This window comes from Sphingobacterium lactis, from assembly GCF_051951495.1.
In the GTDB taxonomy this organism is placed as follows: domain Bacteria; phylum Bacteroidota; class Bacteroidia; order Sphingobacteriales; family Sphingobacteriaceae; genus Sphingobacterium; species Sphingobacterium lactis_A.
Genome location: NZ_JBNHAS010000002.1, coordinates 924,474 through 949,951, shown reverse-complemented (window position 1 = coordinate 949,951; position 25,478 = coordinate 924,474). Strand labels below are relative to the sequence as shown.

Annotated in this window: 24 protein-coding genes; 9 read left to right on the top strand and 15 right to left on the bottom strand. The window is 38.2% G+C overall.

Annotation, left to right across the window (positions count from 1 at the left end; genetic code table 11):
• Positions 1–18 precede the first annotated feature (18 nt).
• The gene (locus tag ACP6L2_RS11795) at positions 19–1,467 is read left to right on the top strand and encodes a serine hydrolase (RefSeq protein WP_440509479.1); all 1,449 of its coding nucleotides are present in this window, start codon (positions 19–21) and stop codon (positions 1,465–1,467) included.
• 210 nt (positions 1,468–1,677) lie between these two features.
• Here the strand turns inward: ACP6L2_RS11795 and ACP6L2_RS11790 are convergent, their stop codons facing one another.
• The 3 genes from ACP6L2_RS11790 to ACP6L2_RS11780 form a co-directional block, all read right to left on the bottom strand.
• Positions 1,678–2,052, bottom strand: a complete 375-nt coding sequence (locus tag ACP6L2_RS11790) for a RidA family protein (RefSeq protein WP_440509477.1) — start codon at positions 2,050–2,052, stop codon at positions 1,678–1,680.
• A 75-nt stretch (positions 2,053–2,127) separates the two neighbouring features.
• Complete coding sequence (locus tag ACP6L2_RS11785; protein WP_440509475.1) at positions 2,128–2,556, bottom strand: helix-turn-helix transcriptional regulator; 429 nt, start codon at positions 2,554–2,556, stop codon at positions 2,128–2,130.
• 409 nt (positions 2,557–2,965) lie between these two features.
• On the bottom strand, positions 2,966–3,469 hold the full coding sequence (locus ACP6L2_RS11780) for a TlpA family protein disulfide reductase (RefSeq protein ID WP_440509473.1): 504 nt from the start codon (positions 3,467–3,469) through the stop codon (positions 2,966–2,968).
• A 201-nt stretch (positions 3,470–3,670) separates the two neighbouring features.
• On the opposite strand from ACP6L2_RS11780, the gene purN reads away from it, so the two are divergent.
• Positions 3,671–4,246, top strand: a complete 576-nt coding sequence (gene purN / locus ACP6L2_RS11775; RefSeq protein WP_440509471.1) for a phosphoribosylglycinamide formyltransferase — start codon at positions 3,671–3,673, stop codon at positions 4,244–4,246.
• Between the two features lie 123 nt (positions 4,247–4,369).
• On the opposite strand, the gene ACP6L2_RS11770 is transcribed toward purN, so the two are convergent.
• The 3 genes from ACP6L2_RS11770 to ACP6L2_RS11760 form a co-directional block, all read right to left on the bottom strand.
• Positions 4,370–4,891 (bottom strand): hypothetical protein, encoded by a 522-nt coding sequence (locus ACP6L2_RS11770; protein ID WP_440509470.1) that lies wholly within the window; start codon positions 4,889–4,891, stop codon positions 4,370–4,372.
• A 64-nt stretch (positions 4,892–4,955) separates the two neighbouring features.
• Positions 4,956–5,528, bottom strand: coding sequence for a Crp/Fnr family transcriptional regulator (locus ACP6L2_RS11765; protein ID WP_440509468.1), 573 nt, complete (start codon positions 5,526–5,528; stop codon positions 4,956–4,958).
• Positions 5,529–5,674: 146 nt separating this feature from the next.
• Entirely contained in the window at positions 5,675–5,809 is a 135-nt protein-coding gene (locus ACP6L2_RS11760; RefSeq protein ID WP_440509466.1) for a hypothetical protein, read from the bottom strand.
• 175 nt (positions 5,810–5,984) lie between these two features.
• Between ACP6L2_RS11760 and purH the strand changes: the two genes are divergently transcribed.
• From purH to rimK, 7 genes are all read left to right on the top strand, one after another.
• Positions 5,985–7,511, top strand: a complete 1,527-nt coding sequence (gene purH, locus ACP6L2_RS11755) for a bifunctional phosphoribosylaminoimidazolecarboxamide formyltransferase/IMP cyclohydrolase (RefSeq protein WP_440509464.1) — start codon at positions 5,985–5,987, stop codon at positions 7,509–7,511.
• Positions 7,512–7,964: 453 nt separating this feature from the next.
• Entirely contained in the window at positions 7,965–8,564 is a 600-nt protein-coding gene (locus tag ACP6L2_RS11750) for a hypothetical protein (protein WP_440509462.1), read from the top strand.
• Positions 8,565–8,566: 2 nt separating this feature from the next.
• Positions 8,567–9,055: a DNA-deoxyinosine glycosylase gene (locus tag ACP6L2_RS11745; RefSeq protein ID WP_440509460.1), complete on the top strand. Its 489-nt coding sequence runs from the start codon at positions 8,567–8,569 to the stop codon at positions 9,053–9,055.
• A gap of 87 nt (positions 9,056–9,142) precedes the next feature.
• A complete protein-coding gene (locus tag ACP6L2_RS11740; protein WP_440509458.1) occupies positions 9,143–9,886 on the top strand; it encodes a helix-turn-helix transcriptional regulator in 744 nt (247 codons plus the stop codon).
• A 46-nt stretch (positions 9,887–9,932) separates the two neighbouring features.
• Entirely contained in the window at positions 9,933–11,111 is a 1,179-nt protein-coding gene (locus ACP6L2_RS11735) for an AIR synthase related protein (protein WP_440509456.1), read from the top strand.
• 11 nt (positions 11,112–11,122) lie between these two features.
• Positions 11,123–11,554, top strand: coding sequence for an ATP-dependent zinc protease family protein (locus ACP6L2_RS11730; protein WP_440509454.1), 432 nt, complete (start codon positions 11,123–11,125; stop codon positions 11,552–11,554).
• A gap of 38 nt (positions 11,555–11,592) precedes the next feature.
• A complete protein-coding gene (rimK, locus tag ACP6L2_RS11725) occupies positions 11,593–12,528 on the top strand; it encodes a 30S ribosomal protein S6--L-glutamate ligase (RefSeq protein ID WP_344675951.1) in 936 nt (311 codons plus the stop codon).
• Between the two features lie 644 nt (positions 12,529–13,172).
• On the opposite strand, the gene ACP6L2_RS11720 is transcribed toward rimK, so the two are convergent.
• The 9 genes from ACP6L2_RS11720 to ACP6L2_RS11680 form a co-directional block, all read right to left on the bottom strand.
• Positions 13,173–15,764 carry a DUF3857 domain-containing protein gene (locus ACP6L2_RS11720; RefSeq protein WP_440509452.1) on the bottom strand — a complete coding sequence of 864 codons (2,592 nt, stop codon included), beginning with the start codon at positions 15,762–15,764 and terminating at the stop codon, positions 13,173–13,175.
• Between the two features lie 496 nt (positions 15,765–16,260).
• Entirely contained in the window at positions 16,261–17,133 is an 873-nt protein-coding gene (locus ACP6L2_RS11715; RefSeq protein WP_440509450.1) for a glycerophosphodiester phosphodiesterase family protein, read from the bottom strand.
• Between the two features lie 24 nt (positions 17,134–17,157).
• The gene (locus tag ACP6L2_RS11710) at positions 17,158–17,754 is read right to left on the bottom strand and encodes a histidine phosphatase family protein (protein ID WP_440509448.1); all 597 of its coding nucleotides are present in this window, start codon (positions 17,752–17,754) and stop codon (positions 17,158–17,160) included.
• Positions 17,751–19,187 carry an FGGY-family carbohydrate kinase gene (locus ACP6L2_RS11705; protein ID WP_440509446.1) on the bottom strand — a complete coding sequence of 479 codons (1,437 nt, stop codon included), beginning with the start codon at positions 19,185–19,187 and terminating at the stop codon, positions 17,751–17,753. The genes ACP6L2_RS11710 and ACP6L2_RS11705 overlap by 4 nt, the downstream gene beginning before the upstream one ends.
• Positions 19,188–20,636 carry an FGGY-family carbohydrate kinase gene (locus tag ACP6L2_RS11700; protein ID WP_440509444.1) on the bottom strand — a complete coding sequence of 483 codons (1,449 nt, stop codon included), beginning with the start codon at positions 20,634–20,636 and terminating at the stop codon, positions 19,188–19,190.
• 1 nt (position 20,637) lies between these two features.
• The gene (locus ACP6L2_RS11695; RefSeq protein ID WP_440509442.1) at positions 20,638–21,648 is read right to left on the bottom strand and encodes an NAD(P)-dependent oxidoreductase; all 1,011 of its coding nucleotides are present in this window, start codon (positions 21,646–21,648) and stop codon (positions 20,638–20,640) included.
• A 32-nt stretch (positions 21,649–21,680) separates the two neighbouring features.
• Complete coding sequence (locus ACP6L2_RS11690) at positions 21,681–22,925, bottom strand: MFS transporter (RefSeq protein ID WP_440509440.1); 1,245 nt, start codon at positions 22,923–22,925, stop codon at positions 21,681–21,683.
• Positions 22,926–23,105: 180 nt separating this feature from the next.
• Positions 23,106–24,032: an endonuclease/exonuclease/phosphatase family protein gene (locus ACP6L2_RS11685; protein WP_440509438.1), complete on the bottom strand. Its 927-nt coding sequence runs from the start codon at positions 24,030–24,032 to the stop codon at positions 23,106–23,108.
• 17 nt (positions 24,033–24,049) lie between these two features.
• Positions 24,050–25,435 (bottom strand): FAD-dependent oxidoreductase, encoded by a 1,386-nt coding sequence (locus tag ACP6L2_RS11680; RefSeq protein WP_440509436.1) that lies wholly within the window; start codon positions 25,433–25,435, stop codon positions 24,050–24,052.
• Positions 25,436–25,478 lie beyond the last annotated feature (43 nt).

The window sequence follows — 25,478 nt, the reverse complement described above, 5'->3', positions numbered from 1 at the left end:
AGTTTTGTATTTTTGAGCATGAATTTCAAAATACGAAACATACTCAGCATACTATTTTTATTCAGCTTGCAACAACTCTTTGCGCAATCAGTAGATGAACGCAATAATCGAGCTGTATTTAATCGAATTGAGTATTTTATTAATGCGGAACAACCCGATTCTATTTATGAATTAGCAGCTCCAGTTTTCAAACAACAAATCACCAAAGAGCAATTATCAGGCATTTTAATCCAACTATTTAGTTTAGGAAAAGTAAAAAATGCCACCCAATACGACTTTAACAAAGGAATCGCTAAATATAAAGCAGAATTCGAAAAGGAAACATTTTCCATTGTTTTAGGAATTGACTCCAATATGCATTATCATACCTTGGCGTTTCAACCTTATTCAGGACCAAAGGACGCTGCTGTGGATACCAGTAAAAAAGAAATCATTGCCAATGTAGCTCCTAAAAACCCATTGGACAATTTTGTGGATTCCGTAGCTCGTAATTATGCCAAACAAGGAAGTGCTCAAGCATTAGCAGTAGCCATTATCCATAAAAACAAAATCAACACCTTCTTTTATGGTGAAACGGATAAGGGGAACAATACTCTTCCTGATGCCAACACATTATTTGAAATAGGATCTATTAGCAAAACCTTTACCGCTTCCTTATTAGCTGAAATGGTAAATAAAGGGCAAGTGAAACTCGAAGAAAGTATTGCGAAATACTTACCTGACTCTGTTGCTCAGAACCCAGCAATTCAAAAGATAACCTTTAAATCTTTAGCTAACCACACCTCTGGTTTACCTAGGTTAGCGGATAACTGGAAAACAGCTCAAAAGTTCTCCGAAAGCGATCCTTATGCTGCTTATGACCGTAAATTGCTCTTTGGTTATTTGAAAAAATACCAAGCTAAAGAAGAGCCTGAAAGTAAATATGAATATAGTAATTTGGGGTTCGGACTATTAGGTGAATTGCTGTCCATTATAGCGAAAAAACCATATATGACATTGGTTAAGGAATCTATCTTGACACCGTTGGAGATGACCACTACGGTAGACAAGATTGACCCAAAGATTAAGAACTTCGCTCCCCCTCATGATGGCTCAGGAAATAAAGTACCTTTTTGGAGCTTTCAATCTATGGCAGGTGCTGGCGCTTTGAAATCTTCACTAAACGATATGCTGCGTTATACTATTGCCCAATTAACCTATCCTGAAACTGATATTCAGAAGGCCATGAATCTGACAAAGCAGTTCACTTTCTTTGTACCCCCCAATTCAGACATAGGTCTAGCTTGGCATATCAATATGTTGGAAGGTGTAAATTATTACTTCCATAACGGAGGTACGGGAGGTTCAAGTTCTTTTTTAGGATTTGTACCAGATGAAAAAGCAGTAGTGATTATTTTATCCAATTCAGCAAAAGATGTCACGGAGACTGGAACAATTTTATTGGAAAAGGTTTTAACTACACCTTAAATATAGAATATTGACATAAACATAAAAGGGGATCGCATTAAAACGATCCCCTTTCTCATTTAGTTCAGAAATCTAAATCTAATTTGATTCAAAAATCTGTCCTAAACGAGCACAACTGATTAGTAGATTAATACCTGTAGTTTTAGTAATGCTATGGTTATTATACCTCTATTCAGTATATATGGGTTTTAATTGTGTGCTAGGAATTTCTCAGACCTCTGCTATCACATCCACCTCCAATTTATAACCGAGATGCAACTCAGGTACGGCAATTACAGTTCTCACGGGTTTGTGTTTTCCGATAAAATCAGCAAATAACGCATTAAATTGATTCCAGTATTTCACATCCGAAAGATATGCTGTAACCTTGACAACCTTTTGAAGGGAGCTTGAAGAGGCTAACAAGATATTTTCTAAATTCTGAAATACCACGGTAAACTGCTGTTCAAAATCTGCTTGATCATAGTGTCTTCCATCTGCAGCTATGGGGAGTTGCCCGGAGATAAACAAGAGGCGATTGGAAACTATAGCTGTACTACAGTGTCCATTAGGTTTAGGCAATCGACTACCTTGAAGTATTTTCATGTTTTATAATTAATTTTCATCTGTCCTATACAAAATAAACCCATGCTTAAAATTTAAAATAGAACGATATTAGCGTTACGCCTTGGGCAACTGTTTAGGAAGGCATCCTACAGTCTGCCGGAAGAAGCGAGTAAAATGACTTTGATCAGCAAAGCCACATAGGAAAGCGACCTCTGTGAGCGAATATTTCTCTAATTTTATGAGTTCTATCGCTCGAATTATTCGGATTTTTCGTTGGTACATCCGGAATGTACTTCCCAAATATTTTGAGAAATATTTTGAAATTGTTACTTTGTGGACACCACAAACTTCTGCCAAATCATCCAAACTTACGTGCTTATTCCAATTTGCAAGTAAATGAATTTTTGCTTTTCCAACCCAAGCAGGGACTCTGTTGTGTGAAACCAATTTCTCATCACTATCGGTTATCGACAAAATTAACGCTTCAATCTCTGCGAAAGTACGCGCATCATGGTAAACCAATTCTTTGTATACATTAATCATCTTAAAGCATAAGCTAAAGCGAACTAGATTAATCGTCATTAATCCAATTCATCAATAAATAATCAATAGGCTTCTTCGAACAGTTCTGTTCTCAACTGTCCAGAGTGGGAATGTGTCTTTTCATAGGTGGGTAAGTTTTGTCTTAGGTAGACTATTTATGAAAAGAATAAACCGCTAAATATGATTTATTAGTATGGCTGTTGTATCATAAACCCTTACATCTGTAAAGCCATATACGCCTGACGAGGTCAATCATTTCGAGGCCTTTTATGCCTCTATCCATACCTTTTAGTCATTTTTAGACTTATCCTACTCGCCTTTTCGTATGATAAAGTTACTGATATTTTATTTACAAAAACAGAAATATTTAATAATAAGATAATTTAAACCCTATTAAGTAAAGATTTAGCTACACCGATTTACCCTTTTTCAGGTATGGCAACATTTTTATCAGCTTATCTGCACTCTCATCATGCATCAATAACTTGCCGTTTTTACGGTCGTAGACGTATGTTGATGGAAAATTTTTAGGATTGAACAACAAAATAAACTCTCCTTCAGGGTCTCGGAGAAAGTGAACTTGAGGATGACCCTTCAGCTTCGGAGCAAACATATTGATATAGCCATCAATTAATTGCGTGGATTCCATAGATATAAAATAGTAATCAACTTTTGGATCCAACTCCTTTAACTTATCTCCTAATGCAGAACCAAATGCTTGACATGGTCCACAGCCTGGATCAAATAGGACAAACACCTGTTTATTGTCCATATTTAAGGAATCTCGCGTAAAACGCAGTCCTTTATCATAAGTTAAAAACTTCTTAAATACAGGAATACTATCTGGAATTTGCGCTTGAACGGTGGTAATAGCTAATAAAATAAAAAGACAGAGCAGCTTAAGATTTTTCATTTAGTTATAATTAAAATTGGATTTTAAAGGTATTCTTAATGCAATAAGTTAATAAATATTCCCTATAGATGCATAATATAAATTAATACGAGGAAAATTATGACCTAAAAAGCTCAAAATATCCTACACTTATCCATCCTTTCCAAAAAAACCGTTATATTTGGTATTTATCAGGTTAAACATTACTATTATCAATTCACTGTGAAAAAGCGTATTGCAATTTTTGCTTCAGGATCCGGATCAAATGCTCAGAAAATAATGGAGCACTTTAAATATGCAGATAATGCCGAAGTGGCACTTGTCTTAAGCAACAACCCGGAGGCCTATGTGCTTCAACGTGCCGATAACTTTGAGATCCCTACGCATGTTTTTGACAAACACAGCTTCTACCAAACCGATGAAGTTGTAGACCTTCTAAAACGCTTGGAGATTGATATTGTCGTGCTTGCAGGATTCCTATGGTTAGTACCTGAAAACCTACTTAAAGCATTCCCTAACAAGATTATCAATATCCACCCTGCCCTATTACCAAAATTCGGCGGAAAAGGAATGTATGGTGACCGTGTCCACAAAGCTGTTTTGTCTGCTGGAGAAGAAGAACATGGAATAACCATTCACTTCGTCAATGAAAACTTTGATGAAGGAGAAATCATCTATCAGGCAAAATTCCGTATTGAACCAGGTGATACCCTTGAAATCCTTAAATTCAACGGTCAACAACTCGAACACCAACATTACCCAAAAGTCATCGAAAACTTATTGAAGAAGTATAATTAAGAATAGTCTATAGACCGCTGCGCTGTTAGATATGATGTGAGATAGAAAGGTGGTTATGTTACTTACCACTCAGAGCGAAGCTTATCTGTTGTCGCCTTCATAACGATGAGATTTTATTGTTCACTAAAAATTGGTATCAGACAATATTTTGTTTGATTTTACATTACCGATACTTGATATACGGACGGTTAAATAGATGATGAGAAAAAACAAATTTATTCCTCCGCAGGTATCTTCTATTGATTTTTGTTTCGCAAACTCTGGGATAAACTGTGAGGTTTGAAGTTGTTGGACTGCAAAATTACTAACGGATTTTGCAAAGGGTATAATTATAAATTGTCCGTTGATTGCTATCAAGACAGATAATACCAACAGAACGATATTCATTCGGTTTCTACCCTTTTTTAACGCTAAAAACAATCCAATATTTCCGAATAGAAACAGCCAGATCGACGGCATTGTTACATAGTTCATAATCGGATTGACAAAATGCCTTTGCCAATACAAAAACTCAATTGTCGGGCTATCCCCCGCAACGACATTCATTGCTATAAATGAAGCGATACTGCCAAAGCATAAAGAGTAACCTATTATTGTTAAGGTTTTTACCATTTTGAAGAATGATTTTGAATGTAAAATTTCCATTGTATCTTTTTTTGAACAAAGGAAACGGATATTAATATCAAAAAAGTTACCCTCGGGTAATAAATCACTTTCGGGCAATTCTTCGTCTTATTCTGCTTAATGATTGTGGGGTTACTCCGATAAAAGAAGCGATATAAAGCTGTGGTATCCGTTGCTGCAAATGTTTGAATGAATGTAGGAAATTCAAATACCGTTGTTCGGCAGTGTCTGCATGAACTGATATAATATGTCGAATGGCAGATGAAAATATCTTTTCCAACAAAAGTCTTCCGAAACGGTCTCCATTGTTTATCTCTGCATAAAATTGTTGAAGATTTTCAAATGAAATAATATTCAGTTCGGTGTCTTCTAATGCTTCGATTGTTTTCTCTGATGGAGATTGACTGATAAAGCTGTCAAAATCACAGGCGAACGTATTCTCTTCATTAAAATGAATTGTCAGTTCTTTTCCCTCATGATTAATATATTGCCTCAATAGCCCTTTTGAGACAAAGAATAACGATTTACAGATTTTTCCTTGTTCAAGGATGTTTTCTCCCTTTTTTAAGGATTTCTCGGTAAATAGTTTTTTTATCAATTCGGTTTCCTCTTCGGAAAGATGAATATAATTACGAATGTTATCGATAAGGTCTTCCATTCAGAAGGATGTTGTTTCTTTTGTTGCAAAAGAAAAATTACAAATTCAATTTACAAAAATATTGCTTAGTCTAATTGTGGTACTTGATAAAAAGAAAGTAAAAATAATAAGCATTCTTACAACCTTCTGCCTTTCTTCTTCATTCGTTAGGCAGACTGTTCTTCTTCGTAATCCACGTCCTGTGCATCAGATAATAGGCTGAACAACCCCCAATCGAAATTAGGTGGAGTATGCTCCAGTGGGATAAACTCAAAAAGGTCTTTCGTTGGTTGCTCATCCATTGTATTCGTTTTGGGAACAGGATTGTTTAATTCAGGTTTGTTTCCGTTTTTTTCAAAATCTATTTTACATTTTCTATCTAACAGCGAAGCGGTCTCCTAATAGGGAAGCGGTCTCCAATCTTACCTCAACAATCCCAAAAAAAATAATTACCTTTGCGGCTCCAAATAATACACAATGAATCATCCTGTAAAGATTAAAAATGCATTGGTATCTGTTTATTACAAAGACAACCTTGCACCACTAATTCAGTTACTTAACAAATACGGAGTAACATTTTACTCAACAGGCGGAACCGAAGCCTTTATTAGAGACTTGGATATCCCTGTCGAGCGTGTTGAAGACCTTACTGGTTACCCTTCCATTTTAGGTGGACGTGTAAAAACTTTGCACCCAAATGTTTTCGGCGGAATTCTTTCTCGTCGTCCGTTAGCTGATGATAAAGCTCAATTAGAAACATATAACATCCCAGAGATTGACCTAGTAATTGTTGATCTTTATCCGTTTGAAGAAACTGTTGCTTCAGGTGCTTCAGAACAAGATATTATTGAAAAAATTGACATCGGCGGAATTTCCCTAATTCGTGCTGCTGCAAAGAACTTCAATGATGTTGTTATTATCTCTTCTAAAAACGACTACACCGAGTTAGAAGAGATCTTAGCAGCACAGGATGGTGCTACTTCTTTAGAGCAACGTAAATCTTTTGCAAAGCGTGCATTTAATACGTCTTCGCACTACGACACCGCCATCTTTAATTACTTCAATCAAGAAGAACCGCTTAACGTATTCAAACAATCTGAACAAGATGCTCAAGTATTACGTTACGGTGAAAACCCACATCAAAATGGTGTATTCTTCGGAAACTTAGATGCCATGTTTGATAAATTGAACGGTAAAGAATTATCTTATAATAATTTAGTGGACGTTGATGCAGCAGTTGCCATCATTGATGAGTTCACTGAACCAACTTTTGCTATTCTTAAACACACCAATGCATGTGGTGTTGCTTCACGTCCTAATGTTAAAGACGCTTGGTTAGCGGCATTAGCTTGTGACCCAGTTTCTGCTTTTGGAGGTGTTTTAATTACCAACCGTGAGGTAGATCAAGAAACAGCAACAGAAATCAACAACCTATTCTTTGAGGTTCTAATTGCTCCTTCGTACAGCGCAGAAGCATTAGAGATTCTTACAGCAAAGAAAAACCGCATTATTTTACGTCGCAAAGAGGTGAAATTACCTTCACAACAGTTCAAAACATTATTGAACGGTGTGATTATGCAAGATAAGGACAGTACTGTTGAAGGTCCAGAACAAATGACTACAGTTACTGAAGTTAAACCTAACGAAGCTCAATTGCAGGATTTATATTTTGCTAATAAAATCGTTAAACATACCAAATCAAATACCATTGTTTTTGCTAAGGATAATACATTAATTGCTTCAGGTGTAGGACAAACCTCCCGCGTTGATGCACTTAAACAAGCTATTGAAAAAGCAAATGCTTTTGGATTTGATGTTAAAGGAAGCGCTATGGCATCTGATGCCTTCTTCCCTTTCCCAGACTGTGTTGAAATCGCTGGTGATGCTGGTGTAGCAGCTGTACTTCAGCCAGGTGGTTCAATCAAAGATCAATTATCCATCGATATGGCCAATGAAAAAGGTGTTGCCATGGTAACAACTGGTGTACGCCACTTCAAACACTAATCCATACGATTATCATAAAACAAAGCTTCCTGATCCAGGAAGCTTTGTTTGTTTTAATGGATATCCAGTACCTTCATCTATGCATAATTTCATTACCCTCATAGGGATATTCAACATCTTGTTTTTGCATTCTTCATCACTCAATTTCTGTTGTCTTTTGTCTGTTGTCTAACTGTCTCTTACAGAGGTTTTATTCGACACTCCTTCGGATCTCCTTCGGAACTTGTTCGGAACTCCTTCGGATCTCGTTCGGTTAGAAGCGAACGAGATCCGAACAAAATCCCTATGAGATCCTAGGAAATTCCTTTAGAGTCTCGAAGCAATATGGAAGGAATCCATAAGAAATACCCATGATAATACGAGGTAATTAGGATCTTTGATGAGGTAAATGCTATTCCTATGGAACCATTTTTGTTTCTAACTGTTGTATAAGAACATAAAAGAAAGTAAAAGATGAAAGTATATAGCTATTTGATTGTTGCATTTTCACTGCTTATTTTAGCTTGTCAATCTCCAACCAAAACCGACACTTCTGGGAATACGGATAGCACAAAACTCGTAGAAAACGACTCCAATACCATTGCCAAAGACAGTTTATCCTTAGTCAAAGCAAATTACGAACGAATTCATGCGATTCAGAACTGGGATAAGATTGACTCTGCTCAAATACATGAATCTACCGAGGGCGGACAGGTCAATTATTATTTTAAGAATAATGTCCTAGAAAAAATACGCGCTTCTCATTTTGGGGAATCAGGATACACTCATGTAGACTATTATTTGTTGAATAATGAATTATCCTTTGTTTTTGAGGATGTCTATCAATATAACGCACATATGTATTCTCCAGAATTTGATAATTCCAAAACGAAAAAAGGATGGGAAAATCGATTCTACTATTTTGACAATGTGTTTTTTAAATTTATTGGCACCAAGGAACAGGAGGCAGATCATGCGGGTACAGCAGACCGAGCAAAGGTGCATCAAGATATGTTTAATAAATTCTTGAAAATCAAGAATAATGGCTATAAAGACATAGATGCACTTCCTTAATTATGGCATTTAAAAATTCTTTTCCCGTCATCATCAACGAAGAAGCTGAAACCTTGATTTTAGGTTCTTTACCTGGCGATTTATCGATTGCTAAACAGGCTTATTATGCGCATCCACAAAATCGGTTTTGGAAACTGATGGCCAAGTTATTTAATCGGGAGCTATCAGATTCTTATTCAGAAAGAGTTCAGCTTCTTCAATATAACCGAATAGCCTTATGGGATGTGTGTAAAAGCGCCTACCGTGAAGGCAGCATGGACACCGCTATACAAGAGGTGGAAGCAAATGCAATTCATGAGTTAATTAGCAGCTATCCCAAGCTCAAGAGAATAGTCTTTAATGGTCAAAAAGCAATGAAGCTATATGACAAGCATTTGAATAGAATAGCTGGGATAAACTATTATTGCATGCCCAGCACAAGCCCTGCAAATGCCAGTTATAACCTGGACCGATTGATGGAATCTTGGCGTGAAATATTAACAAATGATTAAATTCAACTAGTTTTCTGATTAACATTTGTTGTTTTAAATAGGATTATTGTAAATTCACAGCACAAATCAAATTGAAAACTAATTATTATGAAATTCCAGGAATTGGAATCAGCGCTGGAAGAGCTGATTCAACAATTGTCTGTTGCAAATCTTTTGCATCCCGACAAACTACATAGCCCAGATTTTCTTGACCACATAAATCAATCCAAGTACTTGATTACCTTGCATGATGTGCAGTATTACCGACCTATCGGTATAAACGATGCGATGAAGCATTTTTATGGATTTGAGAAAAATTGGTTAACCGGCATGGATTATTTCTACTATCTTCAAACCATTCATACCAGCACATACCACACCTTATTAAATTCACTCACTTTTTTTCGCAAAGACAAACCAAATTACTTGAATTTAGAATACAAACTATTGCATCATAGCAAGCAATTTAAATTAGTTTTGGGATCAAGCAAGACCATCATCCGTTCTGAAAAGGGAAAACCATTATTCGCTATTACAATTGCCATAGAGGGCAAAGGGGCAGAAAGCGCAAGCAAAGCGGGAATGATCCTTCAATTGACAACAAGAGAAAAAGAAATCGCGAAACTGCTGATTGAAGGCCTAAATAAAAATGAAATCGCCGAGCGCCTGTTTATTTCTGCTGCCACTGTTCAAACACATTGCAAATCCATTTATAAAAAACTTGAAATCAACAAAATAAGCGAATTAATCAGCTTGGGAGACACCTATTCCTTTGCGGAGGCTGATGCCGATATGATGGATATCGATCTTTCACAACTAGACCCTAACGGTTTACGTTTGGGGATGGATTGAAAAACATTCGATTTAATCGGTTGGTTTGTTTATTTTTGCAAGCAAGATGTCAGATTTAAAATACAACCAACGTGGTGTATCCGCTGGAAAAGAGGATGTGCACAATGCAATTAAAAACATTGATAAAGGTTTATATCCACAAGCCTTTTGTAAGATTATCCCTGATATATTAGGTGCTGATGAGGCATGGTGCAATATTATGCATGCTGATGGTGCAGGAACAAAATCATCTTTAGCTTATGTATACTGGAAAGAGACTGGTGATGCCAGCGTTTGGAAAGGAATTGCTCAGGATGCTATTATCATGAACTTGGATGATTTATTGTGCGTTGGGGCTATTGACAACATCTTACTTTCTTCTACTATCGGTAGAAACAAGAACCTGATCCCTGGTGAAGTGATTGCTGAAATCATCAATGGAACGGAGGAAATCTTAGCGGAGTTACGCGAAATGGGTATCGGTATCTACTCCACTGGTGGAGAAACTGCCGATGTGGGTGATATCGTCCGTACGATCATTGTTGATAGTACTGTAACTTGCCGCATGAAACGTGAGGATGTAATCTCTAATCACCGCATACAGGCTGGTGATGTTATAGTTGGTCTTGCATCTTATGGACAAGCTAGCTATGAAACAGCATACAACGGAGGAATGGGATCCAATGGATTGACCTCTGCTCGTCATGACGTATTCAGCAAATACATTGCAGAAAAATACCCAGAGAGTTTTGACCCGGCAGTACCTTATGATTTGGTATTTGCAGGTGGAAAAGCCCTAACAGATAAAGTAAAAGTGGAAAATGGAGAAGAAGTAACTGCGGGTAAATTGGTGTTATCACCTACGCGTACTTATGCTCCGGTTATCAAGCAAATATTAGACAAATATCGTTCGCAAATCCATGGAATGGTTCATTGTTCTGGTGGTGCACAAACCAAGGTCTTACATTTTGTAGACCAAGTACATGTCATTAAGGATAACTTATTTCCAATTCCAGCCCTTTTTGAACTTATCCAAAAAGAATCCAATACGGATTGGAAGGAAATGTACAAGGTTTTCAATATGGGGCACCGTATGGAATTATATGTTCCCCAGGAAATAGCGGAAGATTTAATTGCTATTTCAAATTCATTTGGGATTCCAGCACAACTAATCGGTCGTGTGGAAGCTTCAGAAAAGAAACAAGTAACGATTCGCTCCCCTTACGGAGAATTCATTTACGAGTAAATTCTTAGTGCGTGAAGGGCAAGAAGATCATTGGAAGAACAGAAATCATTGACTTACCCGAGTTAGGTCTCTATAATATTGAGGCAAAAATAGACACGGGAGCAGAAACTTCTGTTTTACACTGTGAACAAATGGAAGTGGTCAAGCGCAAAGGTCACCTGTACATCATTGGGCATATCCGTCCGAACTTAGAGAGTGAACAGGTTTTGAAACTGACCTTCCCGGTACACCGGGAGCGGACAGTGAAGAGCTCCTTTGGGCAGTCTGAAATCCGTTACATCTTCTTGACCAAGGTTCGCATGTTTAACGAGCTATACGACATTAAATTGTCATTTCGCGACCGTTCAGCCATGTCCTACCCCATGTTATTAGGGCGTAATTTTATTACAGGAAAATTCTTAGTGGATGTATCCAAGAAAAACTTGGCATCCAATATGATATAATATATAGAAGTTTATCATCTGTAAACACAACAAGCAACGTGAAAATAGCCGTTCTATCGACAAATAAGTCGTTATATTCAACCCGTCGCCTGGTGGAAGCTGCGATCAGCAGAGGCCATGAGTGCGAAGTCATCGACCATAGTAAATGTTATGTTGGTATCCGTCAGGACCAACCTACCATGCACTATAAAGGTCAAGAAATTCCAGGCATTGATGCCATCATCCCTCGTATTGGTAACTCCGTAACCTTCTATGGTTCGGCAATTGTACGTCAATTTGAGGTAATGGGCGTTATCTCTGCTAATCAAAGTCAAGCGATCACCCGCTCGAGAGACAAACTGCGTTGTTTGCAGATTCTTTCAGGTGCAGGACTAGGTTTGCCGGTAACAGGCTTTGCCCGTACAGCATCCAATGTTGATGACTTGATCAGCATGGTTGGTGGTGCTCCATTGGTAATTAAACTACTGGAAGGAACGCAAGGTATTGGCGTGGTGCTTGCCGAAACGAAAAAGGCTGCATCATCGGTCATTGAGGCTTTCTACGGCCTTGGAAATAATATTTTGATTCAAGAGTACATCAAAGAAGCAAAAGGCTCTGATATCCGCGCATTTGTAGTGGACGGTAAAGTGGTTGGTGCCATGAAACGTACTGCCAAAGAAGGCGAGTTTCGTTCAAACCTTCATCGTGGTGGAACCGCAGAGGTAGTAACATTAACCCGTAAAGAACGTGAAACTGCCATCGCCGCTGTTAAAGCAATGGGATTGACAGTAGCAGGTGTGGATATGTTGCCTTCAACCCGTGGACCATTGATTCTAGAAGTTAACTCATCCCCTGGCCTTGAAGGAATCGAAAATGCAACAGGTAAGGATATAGCCGGTGAGATCATCAAATACCTCGAAAGGCAATATGAGGCTAAACAACTCGCAAAGCCAACAACCATAAAAAGAAAAATTAAAAAAGAAAGCAAGTTGTAATGACTTGCTTTTTTTTTATAGTATTTAGTATATAGTATATAGTATTTAGACCCGTGATGGGTGATAGATGGGAGGTAGATGGGAGACAACAGATGTTAGACGATAGACTTGTTTATCTGTGAAAAATTAAGGTTGTGCGGCCGATGCTTGCATCGCCCCTACAAACAATCGTGAAAATAATTTATATTAATAATCCTAATTGTAGGGTCGAAGAATACTTCGACCGTTCCCCCTTTATATCGAACATCTAACAGCACAACGGTCTCACAACTATTTTTAATTCGGGCAGACATTCCGCTGCGCTTAGTACTGCCCCTACCTTGGACTGCTATTAAACGGCTATTATCGAGCCATCTAAATAGCACATTAGGTAGGGGCGGTACTGAGTGAGTTTGAGGGAAGGGGATTTATTCCCGACGAAAACGAACGGAATGTCCGCCCGTTTTTTTAAGACATCAGATAAAAGGTTTTTAGATATTATTTATTAACGGGCGATGCATGCATCGCCCCTACAAACAATCGTGAAATAATTTATACTAATACTCCTAACCGTAGGGTCGAAGCATGCTTCGACCGTCTATAATCCCGCCAATAGGTCTATATACTAAAAACTCCCTACTAAATACTATAAAAATGCGATCTATCTACTCTGTTAACTTACGTTCATCAATAATTATATATTGTTCTTTTTTGTAAGGTACAGTAAAAGTTCCTTTCACACGATTGGAATATAGCATATAACTTATCCATATGGCTGATCCAATTAAATACACGACCAATGTTCCAATTTCTACAATAATATTTTCACTACGATAGCCTAAAATAAAACTGCCAGAAATTGACATTAATAATTGAACTGCCATTGCAATTCGAATAAAAATAAATGTTTGAGGAAATAAATCTCTTCTTTTTAACATCAAAATCGTAGTGTAAACACAAAAAACCAGGATAATTGCTGCTAATGATAAAGAAATAAAACGGAACAAGAAGCCGATGCCAAACTTTAAACCACTATGTATTGACATTTGATCCCAGAGAATTTTGCTAGCCAATCCTGTTGGGGAAAAACACAACACTAAATACAGAATAATATTGAAGAACATTCCGATTAGAACCAGAATAAGCCAACCTCCTAGGCCATTATAACTTTCTTCTTCCTGAATTTTAACTATACTTGTCGGTTTTCTTTTATTATAAACATTTACGATATACCAAATACAGGCAGCAATTAATAGAAATTGAAATAAAAGTGCAAAGCCATTATAAGAAAATAATGCAAAAATATTTACAATAGTCAAATATCCATCATTATTTACAGAGTAGCCATTCATAAATAGATCGACTGCAGCTTGACGGTCCTTAATAAACTTTTGAACTTCATTGACAGGAACATGATCCTGATAATACTCTAAAATATTATTCACCATCAAGGTATCACCATAACTGATCGCATTATGGGTCATGGAATAGGATTCACCTTGAAAAACATGGTTCTCCGTAAAACTTCCAATTGGCCGATTATCTTTATTCGTTATTTTTATGATATGATCTATCCGCAGCGGGTAGTTCAATTGAATTGGGGATAAGCGGTTATTATTAATTTCAGGAATCCTATTGATTATTTCGGAACTATAGGCAGGTATAAATTTCTGATTTAATTCATCAGTAAACATGAAATCCTTTAATGTATAGAATTCATAGACTTTGAAAATATTATCTTCACGATTATCTTCAAACCTGATATCATCTATTCGTTCTACAGATTTGTAAATTTTATTATAAAATTCCTCATAATTTTTTTGGAGTTGATTCTTGGCAGTTTGTTTAAAAGAGGCACGAATCACATCAGCCTCAGCACCGAAATAGGTAGTTATTACTTTCAACTGCGCTTTTTTATTATCCAAAACAGTAATAAAATCCTCGATAATAATTTCACTTACACTAGCTTCTTCAACAGCCACCAAAGAACCTTCCCCTTGGATTGGTAATACTTTCCCATATTTAGGAAAAAACCGCTTTTTTACTGTATTTCCTTGGTAACTTATGGTAGGTTCTAAAAACTTAAATTTTCCATCCATTTGCACCGCTATAACCATATGATTAAATGCCAATGGATTGGCTTGGAATTTTCCAAGAAAAGGATCTGTATAAGTGTTTGCCAAAACCAAGGAATTAGGAATTGCTTGGTGATTTAACATGGTTGACAAGAGATAGGATTTGTCTTTACAATCTCCAAATCGTTGAGTAAATATTTTTTCAGGATGATGCGGACGGTGAGAATTTTCTCCCATTTCGAAACCGGTATAACGAACTTCATCTTGAACGAAGTCTAAACAATAACCAATAAACAGCTCTTTATTGCCTTCAGCTTTGTCCCAAAGCTTATCTACAAATTTTGCTAAGTCAGATTCTGGCTTCAAATAAACAACTGGATTGATTCTTCTCGCCCATTTGTTCACTTCAAGCCATGTGGAGAATTCAGAAACTTGAATCCAATCTTCTGTAGAATACCAGGAAGGTAAATAATCCTCATACTCCGAATTGAATTCAGGCGTATAATCCCAGAATAGGTAAGTTAAACCATCCTTCTCCATTCGTTTTTCCACTGGAGTAGAACCGTGTCTTTTAATATTTAATATTCGACCACTAGGAACGATGTAGTTAAGCAAAACCTTCCCATAAGGTTCTCCTCCATTCAAATAATAATTGCCACTAAATTTTCCTTCAAAAACAGGATTAAAACCAATCAGGGAATAGGAAAACACCAATTTATCACCTTTACGAAGATCATCTACCACATAATGTGCTGAGTAGGTCCCATCATAAATGAAGTTACTCAAATTACGCTCTGTTGCTAAAAGTTTAAACTTATTCAAATCAAGACGATCTAGCTCTTGTCCATCACGAATAATTTTTAACTCATGAAATTGAAGTTTCTGTATACTAGGATCATAAACTACATAAATCTGACCAGCATTTTCAGTACCAGACCCTTCCGTAATGACCCGAATAGTTTTATAATATGCTGTTTGAAGACCTAGATGAGTTTGATTTTCATATAAATCAATGTAATACCCATCATTGATATCATCTAGATTAACTTTTTTTGGCTGTACGGTAGACTTATAAAGCCATGCTGGCGTCTCAGAAGTTGTAATCTTAGGTGCTGTTTGGGCAAAAACGATTGATAACCCTAAAAAAAGTAGGCTTATCGCTAAAAGAATCTTTAATCTCATAATTTAATAACAGGTTCTTAAAGTTATTAAATAAATTGGGATGAAAGAGGTAGAATAATAATTAAAAAAGAATGTTTTGATCAAATTTAAAGAAGTAAAAAATAATATTTTGATCATAATATAAACGTCTCAATTTCTAGCCGCAGCACTTAGTACCGCCTGCGCTAGGCGGATATTAAGCAGATAATAGCGAAAGTCGAGGTAGCACCTAAAGTAGGCGGTACTGAGTTGAGTTTGAGGGAAGAGGATTTATTCTCAATTAAGAGGAATGTCCACCTGTTTATTGGAGATAAAAGATAATAGACATCAGACATGACTTGATAGCGGGCGATGCATGCATCGCCCCTACATATAATCGTGAAATAATTAACACAAATAACCCTAATTGTAGGGTCGAAGCATGCTTCGACCGTCTTTAAATATCCATAAAATCTAATCCGCCTAGGTCTAAATACTCTGTACTAACTACTAAATACTATAAAAAAGCGATCTATATCTACTTCACCGCCTGGCTTACTTCAATTGGCAGATCAGATTCCAATACAGTAGCACCATCGGCAAATACCGCGCGATATTTTGCAGCACGTTCTTCCTTGCTTGCTAACTTATCGTACGTTGGAGCGGAGGAAATCATACACAATACGCCTTTCTCTTTAAAGAAATTATACATTGCCTGATTAGATTCTTTGATTTCAGGGCCGATGTATACAATCATCCGGTTGTATGGAAGTCCAGATGCTTTAAATGCTTCTAAATCCTTTTGGGTTTTGATGTGCATGGAAAGATATTGCTTTGGGTTTTTATCCAAGTAGAATTTTGCTTGCTCTACATTGTGTACAGTTACCCATACCCAAGCATAAGCATCATGCTTACGGATAATCTCTGCAGTCATTTCCATTGGGAGATCTTTCTTGTCTAGGTTTAAGATGGTCTTTCCCTTAGCCCATTTGATCATTTCTTCTAGGGTGTTGATCTTATATTTCGTCTCCTGACCTTGATGATCTTTTAACCTCAGTTTCCTCAACTCCTTGTAGGTGTAATCAATCACTTTACCTTTTCCAGTTGTGGTACGGTCTAGCGTAGCGTCATGAACCATAACGGGAATACTATCTTTACTCAATCGAGGATCGATTTCAAATATGGCAACCGTATGCTTTAGTACAGATACCATAGCAGGTATGGAATTCTCAGGCATTCCATTCTCTATTGTTCCACGATGTCCTGAAATCACCCTTTTTCCAGGAGCATATTGAAAATATTGATACATGGATTCAACCGTAGGAAAATTCAAGGTCTGTAATTTCTGCGCCTGACTTGCAAATGGCAACAGAAAAATACATAAGGCAGCAATACGGATTGATTTATTCATAAGTGTTTAAGTTGATGGTCGAAATTAAGCATTCAGTTTTAATAAATTAAAACCTTTATGTTTATCTAATGTTATCAAAGTCAGTGCAGAGTTCTCCTGGACAATCTTTCGGTAATTCTTTAATGGCATCCCCAATTGGCTTGACATAAACAGGCGGTTTACTCCATTATGTCCAACCACTAAGACTGTTTTTCCATCGTATTTATCCAATAACTCATCATAGAAACTGTTCAGTCGATCTAAGACCTGCTGTCCAGTTTCACCGGTATTCCCTGCATGGAATGCGCCTGGATCAGAAAGCCAGTTGAACCAAGAATTCGGATCATCTGCAATAAATTCATCGGAAGTCTTTCCTTCCCATTCTCCAAAATTCACTTCTATAAGCCGATCATCCACTATTACATCTTCCTTTCTTCCTGAGGCTATTTCTGCAGTTGTTTTTGCACGTTGTAGTGGGGAACTGAACACCGCATAAAATTGAAAATCTTTCAACAGTTCATGCATTCGATTTGCTTGCGCTATCCCCTTTTCTGTTAATGGGATATCCGTTCGTCCACAGTATTTATTTCCTTCTGCATTGTAGGCGGTTTCGCCATGTCTCAATAGACAGATTGTGATCATGAAATATAATTTAGTTCTTTTAGTTTTAGTTTGAATTGTTGGTATTGAATTTCATATTGAGCATGCAATTCCGGATCGGGTAATATTTTCTTTTCCACCTTAGCCATTGCAGCTGCAGCATCCGTAAGGGAAGAATAATAGGTATTGGCGGCCGCCATAATAGCTGCACCAAAGGCACCACTTGCTTCTTTACATTTGTAGGTTGGCACATTCATCACTGAAGCTCTGATTTTCAACCAAACAATTGAATTTGCACCACCACCTCCGGAATAAATTGCCGCAACTTTTTCTCCCGACAGTTCTTCAATAATTTCATAAGCCAATCGTTCGATAAAAGCAACTCCTTCTAAATTTGCTGCATACAACATTTCCTGAGTTAAATCAGCAGGAGCAAATCCTCTCGCTTGAGGAGCCATAATCGGATATCGTTCGCCTTCTTGCTTCAATGGCCAAGCTAACAGACCAGTTGGGATTAAGGTTTCTGCGGCAGTATTTAGTGCATCTAATTCTCCTGAAAAGTCTAAGGAAATCCAATCTGCTCCGGTATTACTTGCTCCTCCGGGCATCCAATACCCTTGAGGGTGTCTATGCGAATACAAGCGACCTAATGGATCAACTACATTGTTTTTGGTGACACCTTTAATGACTAAGGTTGTGCCAATAGTGGTGTTCCAATCGCCCGGATTAACTGCTCCTGATGCCATTTGCGTAGCACATCCATCAGTCATTCCTACAACTACATCAATTTTTGGAATCCCCCATTCGGTAGCTAATTCTTCGTTTAATTTACCTATTACCGAACCAGAAGGAACAACTTCCTGCATCCAGGATTCTTGTAATCCTAATTCTTCAAATAAGTATTTGGGCCATTGCAGATGTGTTAAATCATATCCAGACTTTAATACATTGGTATAATCCGTGCAATGGTAATTTCCGGAAAGTTGACCAACCAGGTAATCGGAAGCATGAATCCACTTGGCGATATGCTTGGCATTTTCAGGATAGGTCTCCACAAACCAGAGCATCTTTGAAATACCGCTAGATGCATTAAAACCAGTATACCCATCTTTGACATGTTTCAAAGCTACCTCACGACAACGCTTACCTTGTTCGGCAGAACGTCCGTCACTATACATAATAGCGGGATGTAGTGGCATATTTTTAGCATCAAGAGGAATAACCGTACCTGATGTGGAAGTAACTGAAATTGCCCTAATTTGATTTTTATCAAGATAGCTTGGTAGTTGTTGAAATAAATTCGAAAGCATTTCATAGCAATCCTTCCACCAGATGGCTGGTGATTGCTCCTCGCGGAAATGCTCATCCAACATAAACTTGCGGGCATCCGAGGCGATCATCTCACCATCTTGATCCACCAAGACTACGCGTGCACCTTGCGTCCCTACATCTAATCCAATAAAATATTGATCCATTTATTGACTAACCTGTTTAAATGTTTTACGGGCATTCTTCCATTCCTGGTATAGTTTCTCAAACTCCTCATGATCTTTTGGATGAACTTCATCTAATAGCTCGGGAGTTTTATTCGCAATTCCTAATGCATCATTACAGATGAAAACACCGCCTAATACCGAAGCTTGACGGAAGGTATCTCGAATACGGATACTCTTCCCAAATAGGTTGGCGATAAATTGACGAAGCTTGCGGCTCTCCACTCCTCCGCCACAAGCCCATATATAGGACTCCTGATGGGGAGATACGGCGCATAAGAACTTATAATTTTCATAGATACTGCAAGCAATATCCCAGAGAATAGCAAACACAAAACTTCCACGAGTTAATTGATGCGATACTGGTGCATTGAAAATAAAACCTCCTTTGGTTAATGGTTCTTCCTCATCTGCAATTAAAGACCCTAAAGATGCCACACATTGCGAATAAGTTGCATCCTCTAGTTCCTTTTCAATCACCTCATAACCCTCATTGGGATAAAAAATCTCTTTTAAACGTTGGTAGTTTAAGCCGGTTACTCCAGCATTGGCTTCTAAGATATAGTTATCAGCATCGATATGCCTGCTGGTCCAAGTGCGTTGTTCCTCATCCTTTTCATAGGTAGAAACTATCTTGATAATAGGAGTCGTCGTACCGGATACAATAACCACATCATTGGCAGAAGGCTCCATACTACGAATGGCCAATTGCGTATCCCCTCCTCCAACAACAACGACAGCATCTGTACTGATTCCAAATTCCTTAGCAACTTCAGACTTAACTTGACCTAATATACTGCCAGAATCATAAACTGGAGGAAGTATATCAGTGGATATCTGAAATAATTCAGCTAATTCAGGAGACCATTCTTTCTTCTCCACATCATAGAGCAAAGTCTCCGATGCTTGAGATGGTTCATAGCATGGCTTTCCGGAAAATTGGTATTGAATCCAATCGCTGATACTCATCACATAAGCAATTTGATTGTATGTTTCTGGATAGACTTCTCGAACTCCAACTAATTTAAAGGCCGAAAAAAGTGATGTTGGGTATCTTCCAGAAAGGTTATAGACGGTATCCTTATCAATCAGATCTTTCTCCCAAGCTCGCCCACGGTGGTCAATATTGGGCATTCCCAATAATGCTTTTCCTTCTTGATCGACTATGACAATGCCTTCACGCTGACTGGTAGCTGTAATTGCCTTGATGTCAATAGCACCCGTTTCTGCTAATGCAGCCTTGCTGAGTCTGAGGATTTGTTGCCATAATTCATCCGGATTAAAATAGATGGAATCTTCATACTGATGGTCTGTTTCATAATGAACATTTTCTCTCTTGATGCTCCACAGTGTTCCATCAGTACCTGCAGTTGCCACGCGTGCATTACCAGTCCCGATATCAACAATTAAATATCCTTCTTTCTGTGCCATATTAGCCTATAGTAATTTTATCCAATACTTGCTTATTGACCAATTGCTTAATGGTCGTATTTCCCTTCTTGAAGAATTCTCGAAGGTTGTTATTCATGATAAATGCATGATGATCTTCAACTTCATGGGTAGCACCAGCAATATGAGGCGTGGCTAAAACCCTTTTATTAAGAATCATCTTATAATCCAACTCGTCAGGTGGTTCATTGTAAAAAACATCAAGAACCGCACCACGGATTTTCTCCTCTTCAATGATTTCTAAAAGATCCATTTTATTGACAACTACAGCCCTAGCCGTGTTAACAAATATGGCATCTTCCTTCAGAAGCGAGAGGTATTTTTTGTCGATAAGATTTTCTGTTTCTGGCGTTACTGGCAGATGTATTCCCACAACATCACAGTCCTTGAACAGTTCATCCAAACTTACTTTTTTATAGTCTTTGTTTTCATCGGTATAGTAGGGATCAAAATAGTAGATTTCAGCAGGGAAATTTTGAAGCATCCGAGCAATATGTTGCCCTACAGCGCCAAATCCAACCATGCCTACCTTTTTACCAGCAAGTTCATTCCCCTTAAACTGCAGATAAGAAGTATGTGCTCCTTCTCCCCAATTTTTGCCTTCCAACCATTGTATTGCTGGCAAGGTATTGCGCATGATGGTGATCACATTGGCAATAAACATTTCAGCAACTGCTTGCGCATTTCTTGCGGGAGTGTTAAAAACTGGTATGCCCAATTCAGTGGCAACATCCAAATTAATGTTGGAGGGTGTACCACGGCAAATGCCTACAAACTTTAAATCAGGATGCTGACGTAAAACATCCTCCGTTATTTCATCGTGCTCAGAAATTAAAGCTTCTGCACCAGTCTCTTTCAACAAGGCACTTATTTCGGTGGGGTTGTATGCTCTGCCATGGGGTTTCCATGAACGATAGATAACCTCATCAAATAGCCCCTCCAATTCACGCAATGCTTTCTCGTTCTCATAAGGTGCTGTTAATAAAACCTTCATATGCTAATTTTACTTTTATGTGTTCAATATTTTTAATTCTCCAGTACAGGCAACTCCTCTACTTGTTTAGGGATACTGATAAACTTGGTTAGTATTGCTGAAATGATATATAAGCCTGCAAGTACCCAGATTACACCTTCTGAACCGATGCTACCGATTAATAAACCAACAATAGCCGGCCCGACAAATACAGGCAATCCTGCTCCAAGGTTTAAGATGGCCATTGCCGCTCCCTTATCCTCTTTTACTAGCGATGGCACCAATGCGGACAATGGAACATATCCTGCTAACAACGCACCCCATGCAATACCTGCCGCCATCACTGCCCAATAACTTCCGTCAAACCAGATAGGCGAATAATAAAACAATACGGTACTGATGGCACAGCCTACGCCTCCAAACCACATAATCGTATTTTGCCATCCTAAACGATCGCCTACAAAACCGAAAATGAGATTGAATGCTATGTTACTGGTGAAAATAGTGCCCCATATTTGTAACCATTCTTTGGTATCAAATCCGTGTTCTGCCATGTAAAGTGGAAGGAAAACAGGAAAGGCAAATTGAGCGGTTGTATTAATGACCCGTACAATGCCTCCAATTAATACTTTTGGTTCTTTGTTGACAATGGTTAGTCCATTTACTAATTCTTTCACCTTGGACTCCTTAGAGGCCTTGGTTTCGAATTTATCTCGGTTCAACACCAAAGCAAAAAATGCCCCAATCAAAACCCACAATATGGAACTCCATAAGGTATTCTCATAGCCGTAACGCTCCAAGGCCCAGCTGGAATAATAAGCGCCAAGAACATTTAAACCGCCGGTAAAGACAAACCAAAACCAACCTACTGCTCGTCCCAACATATTATTCGGCGTACGATAGTTAATCCAAACCATAAAGGAATAAGCAAATAGCGGGTATCCAAATCCTCGGATGGCATAGAATAGCAACATGGCATTGTAATCAAGCTTAGCCATTCCCATGGAAATAAAACCTATGGTTCCAATAATGTATAAAAACAAGCCCATGACCATGGATTTTCTGGGTCCATAGCTTTCCGCTAATACCCCCGAAAACCAAGATGAGATGGCAATTGTAATCCCATAAACGGTGAATAAACTGGCTGATTGTTCTACAGTCATTCCATGCTCAATGAGGTAAGGACTTAACCAGCCTTGCTCCACACCATCTCCCATCATGAAGATTAATATACCGAGGTATCCCCACGCCAGATTGCTTGGAATTCCAAGCTTGTTGGATAAATTGTCTTGTGCCATATGGATTTATTTTGTTTTAGATTGTATAAATTGGTTCTCTAAAATAAATAAAAATTAATAAAATATAACATTTTTAAAGTATTTGTACCTAAAAAAAGAACAGTACTGTTCACTGTCCTTATTTTTTAGACAATTTTTGCTATTTATTTATTAGCTGCTCAACATCGATTTATAGCTTGCTTAGGTATAATACAACAGGGCATCCACAAAATAATGATCGCTAGGCTGTATTTGCTTATAAGTATCCTTGATAATTTTTGCGGAACTTGCCTTTATTGGTCCCTTGGTAAAGATGAAATCAATCTTCTTTGCTTTAGCTTGCCGAGGATCATCCAATGGTTTAAATCCGTTTGTGGAACCTTCTGGTTTAACATCTCCATGGACTTGACTATAGGTATCAGTCCATCCTGCCTGTAGCAAATTTTGATAAACCTGGGTATCCATCCCTACATTGAAGTCTCCAGTCATGATCTGCACAAAATCAGTTTGGTATTGTGCTGCCTCATCGAGGATAACCTGGATTTGCTTTTCCCGAGCCTCATTAGAGATATGATCTAAATGCAAGTTTATTATTCGAATTTCCTTATCAGTTTTTTTATCAAGCAGTCTCACCCACGAGCAATTTCTTGCTCTAGCAGATCCCCAAGATATACTGGCAGCTTTTAGGGGTGTTTCAGAAAGCCAATATCCCCCAGCAGTTAATAATTCAAATCGCTTCTTGGAAAATAAAATCGGGTTCTTGGCAATTCCATGGTAGCCCTCCTTATACTGATCCATCTCGGGGCCATCAAAACCAAATGCTACGTAATCTTTTAGGGAAGACTTTAAATCTAAAAACTGATTTTTAAGCACTTCTTGTAATCCAATGATATCAGCTTTCTGCTGGCGAATAACATGAATACAGGATTCCTTGCGGTGCTTCCACCCTAGTCCCTTTTCAGCATCTTCTGGTAAATCGACACGGATATTGCAAGTAAGAACTTTCAAGGCTAATGAGGAGCTCACATCAGCGGCATAAATGTCCAACTTGGACACCAAGGGCAAAGCAGCTAAGAGTCCTGCTTTCTGTAAAAAAGCTCGTCGACTTGGGGTATTGGAAGATTTCATGTTTTAATTCTTTAGGACTAGTTCAAACCTTCACCTAAATATGCTCCAGCAGCAAGTAATTCAGCACGCAATGCTTCTACATCTACATCTGCCGGAGTTACTCCTCTACGCACTGCTTGCTTTGCTGCTCGGCCTGCTGCTTCGCCCATAGCCATACATGGTGCCATTACCCGGATTGCCGACATCGCCTCATGAGTAGTGGAAATGGATCTTCCAGCAACCAATAAATTCTTCACTTTCTTAGGCACTAAACTTCGATATGGAATATCATAACTATCTCCACACCAAGTCAATGTACAGCCTCCACCTTCTGGATGATGTATATCCAAGGGATAACTCGCCACTGCAACCGCATCTTCAAATCGACGACAGGACAAAATATCCTCTGCAGTCATCACATAATTCCCCACAATACGTCTCGTTTCGCGAATACCTAAGAAAGGGGCCATTTTGGTAAAATGTGCATCCTCAAAGCCAGGCACATATTCTTTTAAATATCGTTGTATTTCTTCTACTTGCTTACGGCCTTCAATTTCCCCGTAGGTTAAACTCTCCGGATTGGTTCCATCTACTCCATTGATACGTGACATATTCACCCACACTTCCCCTTCCCTCAAACCAGTAATCAAGATCGTTCGTTCTACAGGCAATTCATAACCTTCAGAACGTGCTTTCTCCATAACACTGCGTAAGCCAACCACTATAAACTGATTATTCTGCCCAAAATATTCGGCTGGGATAAAGTCCGTCAAATAAGTTCTAGGCTCCTCAGCTATGGACATGCGTAATTTCTCTGTATCTACTCCTGCCATACAAAACATTAGTGTTGGTGGCTGTGCTCCACCAACTTCATTTCCTTGTTCACATTCCACACCTGCTTTATAGGCTACATCAGCATCTCCAGTACAGTCAATTACCGTTTTTGCCAGAATAACTTCTCTTCCTGATTTACTTTCGATAATGACACCTTTCAACTCATCGCCTTCCATGACAACCCCAGCAGAGAAAACATACAGCAATACCTTGACCCCTGATTCCTCTAAAGCCTTTAATCCGATATTCTTCACTGCTTCTGGTTCTACCAAGGTTAAGCTCATGTGTAATGGACATGGACGATGCTCTGATGCTGCATCAACTTCTTTTAATTTATCAATAAATTGCTGAGGCAATCCCTTAATAATCTGATTTCCTTTTTGTCCTAGAAATCCCAAAATAGGTAGACCAATGGTCATATTTCCACCAACAAAACTTCGGTTATCAATCAGTGCGACCTTTAAGCCATCTGAGGCAGCCGCCTGAGCAGCAATAATACCTGCTGGTCCTCCTCCTACTACTAAAACATCTACTTCCATACGCACTGGAGTTTGACGTGCTGGCTCCATAATGGTTTTCAATTCTGCCATAACGAATCTTCTATTTTGATTTTTTAATACTTAATCTTAATTT